The organism is Frankia nepalensis, assembly GCF_016786325.1.
Classification (GTDB): domain Bacteria; phylum Actinomycetota; class Actinomycetes; order Frankiales; family Frankiaceae; genus Pseudofrankia; species Pseudofrankia nepalensis.
In genome coordinates this window covers 1-13,614 of the sequence record NZ_JADWYU010000157.1, presented here as the reverse complement: position 1 = coordinate 13,614, position 13,614 = coordinate 1, and the positions used below count along the sequence as shown (strand labels likewise).

Here is a 13,614-nt window from a genome sequence, read left to right as displayed (position 1 = left end):
GGGCGCACCAGAAAGGGGACATCATGTCCACACCGCACTACCGTTTCCACGTCGCCGGAGAATGGGTCGACTCGCCGCGGCGACGCGAGATCCGTAGTCCCGCGTCCGACGAGTTGGTGGCCACCGTCGCGATGGCGGGCACGGACGACATCGACCGCGCCGTGGCCGCCGCGAAGGCCGCGCACGAGGCCGGTGAGTGGCGGCGTACGCCGCCGGAGAAGCGGGCGGCGCTGCTGCACGCCGTCGCGGCCCGCCTCGAGGCCCGCGCACCCGAACTGGCCGCCCTGCAGACCCGGGAGAACGGCGCGACCATCCGGGTCACCGGCGCGCTGCACCTCGGCCTGTCGATCGGCCAGCTCCGCTACCTGGCCGACCTGGCGAAGACCTACCCGTTCGAACGTCCCGGCCCGGCGATCGGCCCGATCCCGGCCGAGGGCGTGCTGCGCCGCGAGCCGCTGGGTGTGGTCGGGGCGATCGTGCCGTGGAACATCCCGCTGCTGGTCATCGTCTGGAAGGTCGCCCCGGCGCTCGCCGCCGGCAACACGGTCGTGCTCAAGCCGGACGAGCACGCCCCGCTGCTCGCGCTCGAGCTGGCGCGCGAGTTCGAGGCGGCCGGGCTGCCGCCGGGCGTGCTCAACGTCGTCACCGGCGAGGGCGACCCGGTCGGCGCGCACCTGTGCCGGCATCCGGACGTGCGCAAGGTGGCCTTCACCGGGTCGACCGAGGTCGGCAAGTCCATCCTCGCCGCGTCCGCGGACACCGTGAAACGGGTGACCCTCGAACTCGGCGGCAAGGGGCCGAACATCATCCTGGACGACGCCGACCTCGATCTCGCGGTCGACGGCGCGCTGTTCGCGGCGCTGGCCAACAACGGCCAGGCCTGCGAGGCCGGGACCCGGCTGCTCGTGCCCCACGAGTTGCACGACGACCTCGTGCGACGCCTGGTGGCACGGGCGGGCACGCTGCGGCTCGGCGACCCGCTCGACCCGGCCACCGACGTCGGCCCGGTCATCAGCGAGCGGCACCGCGACCGCATCCTGGGCTACCTGGACTCGGCGCGGGCGGACGGCGCGACGATCGCGTTCGGTGGCGGGGTGCCGAGCGGCCCGGGGTTCGCGGACGGCTACTGGGTCGAGCCGACCCTGGTCACCGGCGTCTCCAACCAGGCCCGCATCGCGCGCGAGGAGGTCTTCGGCCCGGTGCTGACCGTGCTGCCCTACGACTCGGTGGCGCAGGCCGTGGCGATCGCGAACGACACCGACTACGGGCTGTCGGCCGGGGTCTGGGGCCGCGACGAGGAGCGCGCGCTCGACGTCGCCCGCCAGCTCGAGGCCGGGATGGTCTACGTCAACGACTGGCATGTGATCAACCCCGCGTACCCGTTCGGTGGTTTCAAGCAGAGCGGGCTCGGCCGCGAGGGCGGCCCGGACGCGCTCGACGCCTACACCGAGGCCAAGTTCATCTCCCTGGACCGGTCCGGCGGGCTGGAGAACCGGGCCGCGTTCGCCCTCGTGCTCGGCACCCCGCCGACCGGCGCCGCGTGACGGCACCCCGGCGAACGCGAGAACGACGAACGCACGAGAACAGGGTCACTGGAGAAGACATGGATTTCGGCGAGGGCGCCGAGCTGCGCGCGCTGCGCGAGGCGGTGGCGGCCATCATGAAGCCGTACGGCGGCACGTACTACACGCGGCGGGCGTCGGCTGGCACACCAACCGACGAGGCGTGGGCAGCCCTCGCGGAGTCCGGATTCCTCGGCGTCAACGTGCCCGAGGCGTACGGCGGCGGGGGCGGGGGGATCGTCGAGCTCGCGGCGGTGTGTGAGGAGGCCGCGGCGGCCGGGTGCCCACTGCTGTTGCTGCTCGTGTCGGCCGCGATCTCGGGCGAGGTGATCTCCCGGTTCGGTGACGACCAGCAGCGGCGCCGATGGCTGCCGGGGCTCGCCGCCGGCAGCCACAAGATCGTCTTCGCGATCACGGAACCGGATGCCGGCTCGAACACCCATCGGTTGACCACCCGTGCCACGCGCGACGGGTCGGACTGGATCATCACCGGGCAGAAGTACTACATATCCGGTTTTGACGAGGCCGCCGCCGTCCTCGTCGTGGCCCGCACCGACCGGGACGGGGACCGCCGGCCAGCGGACGGGGCCATCCCCGACCGGACCCGGCTGTCGCTGTTCCTCGTTCCCACGGACGCCCCGGGGCTCGTCGCGCATCCGCTGCCGGTGTCGGCGGGGCTGCCGGAGAAGCAGTTCACCCTGTTCTTCGACGGGGTGCGGGTGCCCGCCGACGCGCTCGTCGGCGAGGAGGGCGACGGTTTCCGCCAGGTCTTCCACGGGCTCAACCCGGAGCGCGTCACCGGCGCGGCCCTGTGCGTCGGCATCGGCCGCAACGCGCTGCGCCGGGCGGCGGAGTACGCCACGGCACGGCGGGTCTGGGACACCCCGATCGGCGCGCACCAGGGCGTGTCGCACCCCCTCGCGGTCGCGCGGATCGAGGTCGAGCTGGCCGGGCTGATGACCCAGAAGGCCGCGTGGCAGCACGACAACGGCGTTCCGGCCGCCGAGGCGTCCAACATGGCCAAGTACGCCGCCGCCGAGGCGGCGGTCGGCGCGGTCAACCAGGCGATCCAGACCCATGGCGGCAACGGCATGGCCACCGAGTTCGGCCTGGTGCCGCTGTGGGGGCTGGCCCGGCTGCTGCGGATCGCGCCCGTCAGCCGGGAGATGATCCTCAACTACGTGGCCCAGCACAGCCTCGGCCTCCCTCGGTCGTACTGACGAGGACGGCGGCAGTACTGATGAGGGCGGCGGCAGTGGGGCACACGGCGAAGGTCCGGCTCAAGGCTGTCTGGTACGTCGGAAACGGACAGATTCCTCGGTGACGCGATAGCCCTCTCCATGCCTTGGGTAGGTCTCGGGGAAGGAGAGCCGGCCGATCGGGGGGAGGAGCGGTGCGGTGGCGCAGGCTGGTCGACGACCTGCCGGTCGCCGTCGTCGCCGTCTCGCCGCCGGGCGATCGGATCTCCTATCTCAACGACCGCGCGGTCGCCGCGTTCGGGCGGCGCCGCCATGACCTGCTCGGCACCCCGCTGATGTCCCATCTGTCCGTGGACGAGTGGGACGAGCTGATCCCGCGGGATCAGCTCGCGTCGTGGAGCCTGGTGCAGCTGGCGGCAGAGGAGCGGAACGAGCCGACGGCGGACCGGCATGCCATGGTGATCCGGCGGCCCGACGGCTCCAGCGTGCCGGTGGTGATGACTAGGCTTCCGCTCGGACGCGCATTCGATACCGGCGAGGAATCCGACGTCGCATCCGACGTCGCATCCGGCACCGTCACCTCGGCTCGCGACGGGCGGCGACCGACATGCACCGGAACGTCCGCGTCCGTGGCCTACGTTCTCCAGGACGGCGTTGACGGCGATCTGCTGCGCCAGCAGTTGCAGTTGCTTCTTGCCCACAGCCCGGTCAGCTTCGCGCTGATGGACCGTGACGGGCGGGTCCTGATCGGCGGTGGTGGGGAGGCGCCGGCAGCTGTCGCCGGGCTGGCAGAGGCGGCGGTCTCCTCTGTGTTCGACACCTTCGCCAACGAAGCAGAGATCATCGAACTCCTGCGGACAGCGGTGTCCGGCTGCGGCGTCGCCCTCATCACCGACGCCTTTGGCGGCCAGATCGATGTCACCTTGGCGCCGCTGGCCGACCCGCGGGGCGAGGTCACCCGCGTGGTCGGGGTTGGTGTCGATGTCACTGCCCGGGAGCGGGCACGGGCCCGACAGGCCGATGTCGCCCGGTTCGCCCACCAGGCTCTTGAGATCGCCGACTCAGCCACCCTATGGCGCCTGGCGGCACGGACGCTGGCCGCTTCGCTGCGCGCACATGTGTCCCTGTGGGATGTCGGCGCCGAGACCCCAGCGGCCCACACAGCGTCCGGCCCAGGGCTGGACCCACCCGTCGCATGGACCTCGCGCATGGCCGCCCATCTGAGCGGGACGGGCAATGTCCCCGCGGCCGGCGACATCCGATACCCGTCCGTCCTTCTGGGCTGGCAGACGCTCCTCGTGGGTGTGGGGCGAGGCTCCCAGCCGGAACGGGTCATCGTCGTACAGCGGCCTGACTCCGCCGGGGAGCCTACCTACGGTGAAGACGACGAACAGCATGTCCGGGCCATCGCCGATGTTCTGGGCTCTGCCGCGGCCCGGCTGGCGGCGGAGCGCCAGTTGCGGCACAGGTCCCTGCACGACGATCTGACCGGGCTGGCCAACCGGGCCGCGCTGCTCGGCCACCTCGACCGGGTCCTCGGTGCCCTGCACGACAAGGACCGGCGCGTCGCGGTGATGTTCCTCGATCTCGACGGCTTCAAAGCGATCAATGACGCCTACGGCCACACAGCCGGCGACGACGTCCTGCGCGCCATTGCCGAACGCCTCCCGGGTGCTGTCCGGCCTCACGACCTCGTCGGTCGGCTGGGCGGGGACGAGTTCGCCGTCGTCTGCTCCGGCGTCGGCGACTGCGACGAGATGGAACGGCTGGCGCACCGGGTCATCGTCCGCCTCGGACAGGCGATCGCGGTCGACGGCGTTGCCCACGCGGTGACCATAAGCGCGGGAGTCGCGATCTCCGGCGCGGGGCTTACCAACCCGGATCGACTGCTGAACGCTTCAGATATCGCGATGTACAAAGCCAAAAGGGCCGGTGGCGGGCAGTGCGTCGTCTATCAGCCGTGGATGGGTCTGGAGAACGGCCGCAAAGAATCCGGGTAGCTGTTTGCTCGTGCCCAAGGAACTGGTGCGGCCGTGCCCAGGGCGCTGGTGCGGCGCCGCCGCGGAGGCAACGCCGGCCGGTCAACGACGGCGGTCGTGCATCCGGCCACAAGGGCGCGTCCTGCCCGTGCCGACGATCGTCAGGCGGGAGTGAATATCACCGGCAGGGTCGCCAGGCCCCGCAGCCAGGGTGATGGCGTCCATCGAAGGGAGTCGGCGTCCACGGCGAGCGTCACGTCGGGCAGGCGGTCGAGCAGTACTTCGACCGCGGTCCTCGCCACCACCTCGGCGATCTCCTGGGCTGGGTCCGGGCAGCGGTGCTCGCCGTGGCTGAAGGACATGTGAGCCCGGTTTCCGGTCGCGTCCAGGGCTAGGGCGCTGCACACCGCCGGGTCCGTGTTCGCCCCGGCGAGCCCGAGAAGCAGCATGTCTCCGAGTGCGATCCGTTGGCCTCCCAACTCGGTGGCCCGCGCCGCCCAGCGCGCTGGGAAGTTCTGGATGGGTGGGTCCTGCCAGACCACCTCGTCGAGGGCGTGGCCGATGCTGCGCCGGCCGCCTGACAGCGTCAGCGAGAACCTGCCGTCGACAAGCATGAGTCGCAGGGTGTTGCTGATCCAGTAGGCTGCAGGAAGTTGGCCGGCCGACATGACGACGGCCAGATCCACCACGATCTCCTCGTCGGTCAGGCGGGCCTGATGCGCGGCCATCCTGGACGGGACATCATTTCCAGCCTCGGGCGCTGCACCTGCCGTTGCAACACCGCTACCCGGTGACGCAGGACGAGGATCTCGACCTCCTTCGTGGTATCCCCGCGTACTCGAAGCAGCACCAAGCCGAGAACGCTGCGTGTCAGGCCGTGGAGCAGGGACCACACCATGACCAGGCAGCCTGCCCGACGCCGGCCCGCCGGCGCACAAACGTGCAGGTCACCGCCCGAATCGGGATTCTGGAGCCCAACAGGCGGTCGAACCCATTGCCGACGACGCCAGTACCGCCAGCATGTCTTTCGGTCGGGCTCGCGCTCGGCCTCGCGGTCGGGCTCATGCGCATGCTCAGCTTCGCCTGGGCACGGTTCGGGCTCGCCCGCGGCCCACAGTTTACCTTCGGTCTGTTCCACGGAGTCCGCCAAGATTTCCGTCAGATTCGGGGATCCGCCCAGCACCTGCGGTATGCTCAGCTCCAGCGACTATCGATCCTGGACGGGGGATCGTGGACGACGAGCTGACGCACAGCGAGATCGAGGCGCTCGCCAACGCTTTCCCGACGTACCTGAACGCGGTTCAGATCCTGGAGCGCGCGGGCTTCGGCCGATCGAGGCAACCGGGCTGGGTTGGCGGCCAGACGCCCTTGGAATACTGGCGCGAAGTGGCTCATCATATTCGGTCCGGCGCGCTCGGCGATGGTAGGTCCCGAATTATAGCGGCGGCCGCTGAGGCATTTCCTGAGAACCAGATCTTTCGAGATGGGACGACCGGTCCCGCTACCGTCGATGGCGGTTTTCTGGTTTCGAGGCCGGCTGCCCGCCCGTCGTCACGCGTTCCTGGTTCGCTGCCCGAGATATGGAACGTTCCGACGCGCAATCCAAACTTCACCGGCCGGTCGAAGGAGCTCCGCCAGCTACGGTCGTCGCTGGCCGAAAATCGGGCGGTGACCGTACACGCCCTACGTGGGATGGGGGGGATCGGCAAGACCCAGATCGCAATCGAGTTCGCCCACCGGAACGCGGGCGACTACGACCTCGCATGGTGGTTCAACGCCGAGCAGGCGGCACTGTCCGCCAGTCAGTTCAACCGTCTCGCCAAAGAACTCGGCCTGCCGGAGTCGACCGACCCCGCCGTGGTGCTGGGCATGGTCCACCGAGCGCTCCGCGGCCGGGATCGCTGGCTGCTGATCTTCGACAACGCGGAGAACGCGGATGAAATCAGTACCCTTCTTCCGGGCGGGCCGGGGCATGTGCTGATCACGACTCGGCGCAGCGGCTTCAGGGCCCTGGGCACGGTACTGGAATTGGATACGCTGAAACGCTCGGAGTCGGTAGCGCTGCTGCGCAGACGCGCCCCCGCGCTGAGCAATGAACAGGCCGCGCCATTGGCTGCCAGGCTCGGAGATCTCGCCCTCGCGGTGGATCAAGCCGCCGCCTACCTCGACCAGACCGGTATGCCACCGCGGGAGTATCTCCAGCTCCTCGATGAGCGCGGTGCCGACTTGCACAGCCGCGGCCATGCTGTCGGCCATCCCACCACCGTCGCCACGGTCTGGTCGGTTTCCATCGACCGCCTCCAGTCCACCGTGCCCGCCGCGGTCCAGCTCCTGGAACTGTGCGCATGGCTGGGGCCCGAGCTCATTCCTCTCAATCTATTTACCAGACATCACGACAAGCTCCCTGAGCCCTTGGCGTCGAGCAGCGCGGACCCGATCGTTTTCAACGATGCCGTCGGTACCCTGGTCGAATATTCCCTCGCTCGGCGTACCGGCAACGCCGTTGTCTTGCATCGACTCGTCCAAGATGTTACGCGGCAGCGCGGCAACAGCGACCCCGCGTCGATGGGCAACGCATTGGATACGGCACTCACCCTTCTCCGCGCCGACCTTCCTGGTGACGTATGGGACACCCCGGAAACCTGGCCACGGTGGCAGGAACTCCTGTCCTGCGTCCTTGCGGCGACGACACACATCACGCCGGATGCCGCCGCGACCACCGTCACCGCCAGCCTGCTAAGCGATGCGGCTACCTATGTGAGACGACAAGGCCGCCACCTGGAAGGTCTGGCCTTACACGAGCGCGCACTACACCTCTATGAGGCTGCGCTCGACGCCGATGCACCGGCGGTAGCCGCCGAGCTCATGAACGTAGGCTGGGTTCTGGCGGATCTGGGCCGATCTGACGATGCCCTGCCCGTACTGCAACGGGCACTGCGCAGCCACGAGTCCACGCTCGGCCCCGATCACCCGGATGTCGCCGAGGACCTCAATAGTCTGGGCTGGGCGCTTGCCGCACTGGGCCGTGCCGCCGAGGCGCTGCCCCTGCACCAGCGGGCGCTCCGCATCCACGAGGCCACGCTCGGACTCAACGATCCCGCCGTTGCGACAGACCTCAACCACGCGGGCCGCGCGCTCGCGGATATGGGGCGCCCAGACGAGGCCCTTCCACTGCATCAAAGGGCGCTTCTGATCGATGAGGCCATCCGTGGAACCGGCCACCCTACCGTCGCCATAGATCTCAACCACATAGGCCGAGTGCTCACTGCTCTCGGCCGAGGTACCGAGGCGTTGCCATTCCACCGGCGAGCGCTGCGCATTGACGAGGTCGCCTTCGGCCCCAACCATCCCGCCGTGGCTACAGATCTCGATCAGCTCGGCCGGCTGCTTGCCCTGCTGGGGCGGTCAGACGAGGCCCGCCCGCTGCATCAACGAGCGTTGCGCGTCCACGAAACCACCCTCGGCCCCGATCACCCAAACTCCCGGCAGAGCCGGAAGTACTTCGAAGATCCAAGCAGCGCGCACCGACCTGGAGTACGGGGTGTGATCCTCTGACGAGCAGGGGGCGTGGGCCTGCCGAAAATCTCGTAGATACGAAAGAGCCGCAGAAAGTCCTAGCTCATTGCGGCATAGCGGGCCTGCCGCACCACGGCAAGAACCTTTTGATCTTGATTCAGGGTCAAGAAGTCGTCGTCCACCCGGTCGTCAAGCGGCTCCTGCCCAGGGGCGGTATCCAGCGAACGCTCGATCGACAACATCCGAGGCGGTCGATCACGCTACAGGCCCGCCGGCTCGCCGAGGAAACCCTCGCCAGGGCACGGCGCGTGTTCGGCGACACCCACCCGCACACTCGGCAAGCGGCCAGCAACCTCGACGCGGCGGCCCGCGCACCGCACCACGTCCATGGAATCTTGACCGCCGGCACGACCGAGTCAAAAGGGGCATCGAGCGGACGGCGGGCGCGGGCCGAAGACCACCGCGCGGGCGAGCAGCACCGAGACGCTACGGCCGACGACGACGGAGAACGCAGAGGACCGCATCGGCTAGCGCCTTCTTAGCGCCGATGGTGTCGGGGTGGTCGTCACCGAGGACCCGCCGCCGAGCAAACAAGCGGAGGCAAAGACCTCGCGATGGAGAAACGCCTCGATGATCGGGCGAAACGGGCGATCACACCGGTGACCGTCGGGTAACGACATCGGGGACGAATTCCATCACCTCGTCAGAGCGTCCGCCGCTGTAACGGACGGTCAGCCGCTCCACTGCGGACGTCAGGGCAGGTCAGACGGCTACGCCAGCGCGCTCCGCCAGGTTCTCCGGCTCATCTTGTAGCTACCGGTGTAGCAACCGCCCACGACCCCCGGGGAGTGATGCGGCGCGCTGGACAGCGAGTGCGGACGTTGCAGGTCCTGCGGCTTCAGCGGTCTGTTCAGGTGGGGAGGCGCCTGGTCTGGGGCTCGTGGCGGGCGCTTGACCAGGGCATTTGTGCAGCGTCGGACGCGGTCGGCGTGGCACCGCGGCGGGCGAGAGCCGGGCTTGACCGTGCTGTCCCGAAGCGGACGGTCTGCCGGAAGCGTCTGTGCAGGTCAGCGGGGGTGCGCGGGCGACCGTCCGCCGACCGGACGCGGTCGCCGTTGCTACACCCGTTGCTACACCCGTTGCTACATAACGATCTACGAAAGGAGCTAAAAGACCTCTTCCGCGAAGTAAAACCGCTGGTCAGAGGTGGTGGGCAGGGGCGGGGTCGAACCGCCGACCTTCCGCTTTTCAGGTGAGCAGTCGTCGCACGGCGAGGTCGAGGACCTGGGCGCGGGTAAGGGTGCCGTGGTCGGCGGCGAGGAAGTGTCTGCCGACGGCGAGGGAGAAGGCGAGCATGCTGCGGGCCTCGACGTCGTTGGGGTCGGGGCAGAAGGCGCTGAACAGTTGGCGTGCGTAGTCCATGCGTCGGTTGTCGACGCGTCGTAGCCGTTCGGCGACCGCCGGGTCGCGTCGGGCCCAGTCGCGGACGGCGAGGTCGATCGGTAGCAGGGTTTCGGAGAAGGTGAGCGCGCCAGCCTTGCGTACCTTGTCGCGGGGGTTGCCGCCCTCGTTTTCGACGCGTTCGATGACCTCGTCGGTGCTCATCCGTTCCCAGGCGTCGAGCAGTTCGTCGAGCAGGGCTTGGCGGTCTTTGAAGTGCCAGTAGAAGCCGCCGCGGGTCACCCCGAGCGCTGTGGCCAGCGGCTCGACGCGAACGGCGTCCGGTCCGCCCGCGGCGAGGGCCCGTAGCCCGGCTTCGATCCACGTGCCGCGTGGGGTGCGCGTCGGGGGCGCCATCGTCGCTCCTTGTCCTGTTCACCGGCCCCGGGGCGATCGTCGCGGGCGGTGAGACGTTGACTCGGCTCGCGGCGCGCGCCTACCGTCCATCCATACACAACTGTATGGATGGGTGGTTCGGATGAGGCTTCCGAGCACTGTGTACACCTCCCGGTCGTGGCGAATCCACGAGCTGACCAGCGATTTTCGGCTGGAGGACGTCTGGGCGCTGCCGACACCGGGCGGCCGGGACGATCTGGCGCGGCTGGCCACGCAGATCGCGTCGGGCGATCCGTCGTCGAGCTGGCCGGCTCCCGCCCGGGTGCTCTGGGATCTTCGCTGGCGGATCGGGGCTCGTCTCGGATGGGACGACGACGCCGCCGGGCTCGGCGCGCGGGTCGCGACGTTGCGCGATCGGATGCCCCGGGATCTGGCCGACGCTCCGCCGGGACCGGGCTTCGCGACGCTCCCGTTTCGCCCGCTGTATCTGCTGGAGGACGAGTGGGCCGCGGAGATCGCCAACCGGACCGCGCACGCCGTCCTGCACGTCGGCTGGGTCCCGGACGACGCCGGCGGCTACCACGGACAGCTGGCCGTTCTCGTGAAGCCGAACGGCAGGCTCGGACGCGCCTACATGACCGCGATCGCACCGCTGCGCCACCGGATCGTGTACCCGACGATGCTCGCCGGCATCGCGCGACGGTGGCAGATGCCCGCCGGCCGCCCCGCCCCCGAAGACCCCGCCCCTGACCGGCGGCGCATGGCCGACGAGATGCTCCCTATACATCGGCGACGGGTTCCGACGACCGAACCCCGCGGTTCCGTGGCAGGCGATCTCGGGCCCGAGATCGGTGGGCCCGCAGTCCTGGCACGCGAGATCCCGGTGCCGGCGGACGCCCGGATGCTCAGCGCGAGTCCACATGTCGACTACGAGAACGCCCTGCTGGTGGATGTCGCCCGCGCTCCCGACCTCACGGGGGAGCAGTGGGCCCGAGCGGTCCTGGAAGACGCCCCTGCCGACACCCGACAGGCCCTCCTCGAGGGATGGTCCTCGATCGGCCTTGAACTCGGCCCGACCCCGTCCGACGGGCACGTGCTCGGCTGGCGGCTGCGCCGCGGCACCCCCGACGCCGTGCTCCTCGGCGCGGACGCCCCTGTCGGCCTGCACGCCGAACTGCTCGTCAGGCGCCAGCCGGACGGCCTGCTGTTCGCCAGCTTCGTCCACCTCACGACAGACGCCGCACGACAGCAGTGGGCCCAGGTCGAGGGTATGCATACCCCCCTCATGCGCCTTCTCCTCGAGCAGGCGGTCACCCGAGTCACACAGGACCAGTGAGAACGGGTCCGTAAGAACAACACCGCCCGGTCCGACACCGGGGCCGTCCCGCCACCCTGACGCCGCGGTGTGAAGGAGGGCAGCAACGGCGCCGCCAACTCCCAGAGCTCATCTGGTACGAGTCGCAGGGCAAGGCGGTCATCCACCCCTCAGATCATGGACCAAGATCCATATGAGCCACGTGAGACACCCTCTAACCGCCGGCAGACTCAGCTCAACCAGGAATCAGCTCCAGGCGGGCCCGCGTCCCAGTAAATGTAGTCTGCTCTGCCGGGCTGCCGGTGCACCCGAACGCACCCGGGCCTCTTTCAAGCTATTCACCGTACGGGTCGTCACCTTGGGCGGCTCGCCGTCGCCAACGATCAGGCGGCGAGCCGCGTCATAGATCGGGTACTGTGGTGGCGTCCCCTACTACTGTTCTTCCGTGAGGCCACGGACTGGCTGTTGCAGGCTGTGGAGCAACGCTCGACTGCTGGTGGACAGCCCGGTGAACGAGCCCGCGATGAGTTGGTATGCGGCCTCGGCCATGGTCTCCAAACTCTCCGCCGCCTGTGGTTGAGCACGCAGCCCGGCGAGTGCCCGAGTGGACTGGCTCTCCGTGACGGCGACCTTGTGCGGGTAGAGCCCGTTGATATGGACGCCGGTTCCGTGTAGTTCGGCGGCGAGACCGAGGGTAAAGCGTTCGAGGGCGGCCTTCGAGGCGCCGTATGCCGTCAGCCCGTGGACCGTCCCTGCCGGGGCAAGGTACGGAACCGGCTGTTGGTGGATGCTGTCGCTCAACAGGTTGAGGATTCTGCCCCAGCCTTTGTCCTTCATCGTCGGAAGAGCCTGCTGGATCAGATCGACGGGCGCGTGCAGGTTCACCTCGAACATCGTCCGCCGCTGGTCCAGCGTGACGCTGCTCGGAGGCGCCTGATAGACGTCACCGAGCGCCGCGTTGTTCACGAGGATATCTGGAGGGCCGAAGAGAGAAGACGCTCGATCAACGAGATCAGATCTTGACGTCCCATCTGCGAGATCAGCCTCGATCAGGCCATGAGCGGTGCCAGCCTGCTTCAAGATCTCGAGTGTTTCGCTGACGAAGTCCTCGGAGGTGTCGACGCAGGTGAACACCACTGCCGCTCCATGGGTCGCGAGGCGACTCATGATCGCTCGTCCGATGCCGCGGCGACCACCGGTGATCAACGCCACGTGGCCCGTGAGAGCACTCAGCTCCCGATCGTGTGATGACGTATCCATTATCGGGTCCTCCTTACGTCGGCAAGCAGCCGGATGAGATCGGCCTGCTGCCAGCCATCGACGAGCGCGGCCCCGGAAAGGTCCCAGACCGGCCGCCCCAACTCCGCCAACAGCTCGAGACTTGTCATCACCCGTCCGGTCAGGCCGCTCGACGGCTCGGCGGTCGCGAGGGTGAGGATCGCCTCGGCCATCGTCTCGAGCGGCTCGCAGGCCTTCGCGGGTATCTGGCCGGCTTCTATCGACATGAGCACGGCTTCGGTCGCCACGGCCCCCGCGGGCGCGATGGCGTTGAGGGCCACCCCAGCTTCTTCGTACTCGGCCGCCGCGCTGACGGTCCATCGGTCGAGCATCGCCTTGGTGGAACCGTACGCCGAACCTCGGTAGACGACGGCACCCGCCGAAAACGGTGGACCTTTGGGGATACGGGCGGAGACGGACGTTACGTTGACTATCGACCCTCTACCTCGCGTTGCCATTCCTTGGAGCGCTCTACGGGCCAGTTGCCACGGCGCCCACACGTTGACCTCCTGCATCGCCCGCAGCTCGTCGTCGGTCCAGGTCGTAAAGCGTTTGAAGCCGCCGATCGCCGCGTTGTTGACCAGGATGTCGACTGGGCCGAGTTCGGCCTCTACCCGGTCGATGAGCCAGTCCCTGCCTGGGATCGGCTCTTCGAGGTTGATTTCGACGGGGAGGACGTTGCCGCCGGCGGCCTCGATATATTGAGCGGTGCGCCGAAGCGAGCTGCCAAACCGTTTGGCATCGAGGGAGCGCGCGGTGATCGCAACCGCCGCGCCCTCGGCGGCTAGGCGGATCGCCGTCGCCTTTCCGATGCCGCGACTGGCGCCAGTGACGATCGCGACGCGTCCGTGACACAAATTTCCCAAGATGGCAACTCCCTACATTTAGCATGTGGCGTGTCTTCGGCCGGGGCCTAGTGTCTCGTGATTCTGTTTCCTTTACATCCTTCGATCTTCCATTAGAATGATCTTGTGGAGTTGGACGGTGAG

9 protein-coding genes and 2 pseudogenes are annotated in these 13,614 nt (G+C 68.6%); 5 read left to right on the top strand and 6 right to left on the bottom strand.

The features are described from left to right. Positions 1-23: 23 nt before the first annotated feature. From I6A81_RS24660 to I6A81_RS45745, 3 genes are all read left to right on the top strand, one after another. The gene (locus I6A81_RS24660) at positions 24-1,544 is read left to right on the top strand and encodes an aldehyde dehydrogenase family protein (RefSeq protein ID WP_203004483.1); all 1,521 of its coding nucleotides are present in this window, start codon (positions 24-26) and stop codon (positions 1,542-1,544) included. 59 nt (positions 1,545-1,603) lie between these two features. After that, the gene (locus tag I6A81_RS24655) at positions 1,604-2,782 is read left to right on the top strand and encodes an acyl-CoA dehydrogenase family protein (protein ID WP_203004484.1); all 1,179 of its coding nucleotides are present in this window, start codon (positions 1,604-1,606) and stop codon (positions 2,780-2,782) included. Positions 2,783-2,955: 173 nt separating this feature from the next. Next, complete coding sequence (locus I6A81_RS45745) at positions 2,956-4,761, top strand: diguanylate cyclase domain-containing protein (RefSeq protein ID WP_203004485.1); 1,806 nt, start codon at positions 2,956-2,958, stop codon at positions 4,759-4,761. Between the two features lie 140 nt (positions 4,762-4,901). Here I6A81_RS45745 and I6A81_RS24645 read toward each other — a convergent pair. Beyond that, positions 4,902-5,495, bottom strand: a pseudogene (locus I6A81_RS24645) (cytochrome P450); the annotation flags it as partial. Positions 5,496-5,970: 475 nt separating this feature from the next. Here I6A81_RS24645 and fxsT point away from each other — a divergent pair. Next, positions 5,971-8,295 carry an FxSxx-COOH system tetratricopeptide repeat protein gene (fxsT, locus tag I6A81_RS24640; protein WP_203004488.1) on the top strand — a complete coding sequence of 775 codons (2,325 nt, stop codon included), beginning with the start codon at positions 5,971-5,973 and terminating at the stop codon, positions 8,293-8,295. A 59-nt stretch (positions 8,296-8,354) separates the two neighbouring features. Here fxsT and I6A81_RS24635 read toward each other — a convergent pair whose 3' ends face one another. Both I6A81_RS24635 and I6A81_RS24630 read right to left on the bottom strand, forming a co-directional pair. Beyond that, entirely contained in the window at positions 8,355-8,498 is a 144-nt protein-coding gene (locus tag I6A81_RS24635; protein ID WP_203004489.1) for a hypothetical protein, read from the bottom strand. 1,006 nt (positions 8,499-9,504) lie between these two features. Further along, on the bottom strand, positions 9,505-10,053 hold the full coding sequence (locus I6A81_RS24630; protein WP_203004490.1) for a TetR/AcrR family transcriptional regulator: 549 nt from the start codon (positions 10,051-10,053) through the stop codon (positions 9,505-9,507). A gap of 121 nt (positions 10,054-10,174) precedes the next feature. Between I6A81_RS24630 and I6A81_RS24625 the strand changes: the two genes are divergently transcribed. Continuing rightward, positions 10,175-11,368, top strand: coding sequence for a DUF2867 domain-containing protein (locus tag I6A81_RS24625; protein ID WP_203004491.1), 1,194 nt, complete (start codon positions 10,175-10,177; stop codon positions 11,366-11,368). Between the two features lie 20 nt (positions 11,369-11,388). Here I6A81_RS24625 and I6A81_RS46315 read toward each other — a convergent pair. The 3 genes and pseudogenes from I6A81_RS46315 to I6A81_RS24615 form a co-directional block, all read right to left on the bottom strand. Beyond that, positions 11,389-11,514, bottom strand: a pseudogene (locus I6A81_RS46315) (IS5/IS1182 family transposase); the annotation flags it as partial. A gap of 265 nt (positions 11,515-11,779) precedes the next feature. Beyond that, positions 11,780-12,559 (bottom strand): SDR family NAD(P)-dependent oxidoreductase, encoded by a 780-nt coding sequence (locus I6A81_RS24620; RefSeq protein WP_203004492.1) that lies wholly within the window; start codon positions 12,557-12,559, stop codon positions 11,780-11,782. Positions 12,560-12,606: 47 nt separating this feature from the next. Then, the gene (locus I6A81_RS24615; protein WP_203004493.1) at positions 12,607-13,491 is read right to left on the bottom strand and encodes an SDR family NAD(P)-dependent oxidoreductase; all 885 of its coding nucleotides are present in this window, start codon (positions 13,489-13,491) and stop codon (positions 12,607-12,609) included. Positions 13,492-13,614: the final 123 nt, after the last annotated feature.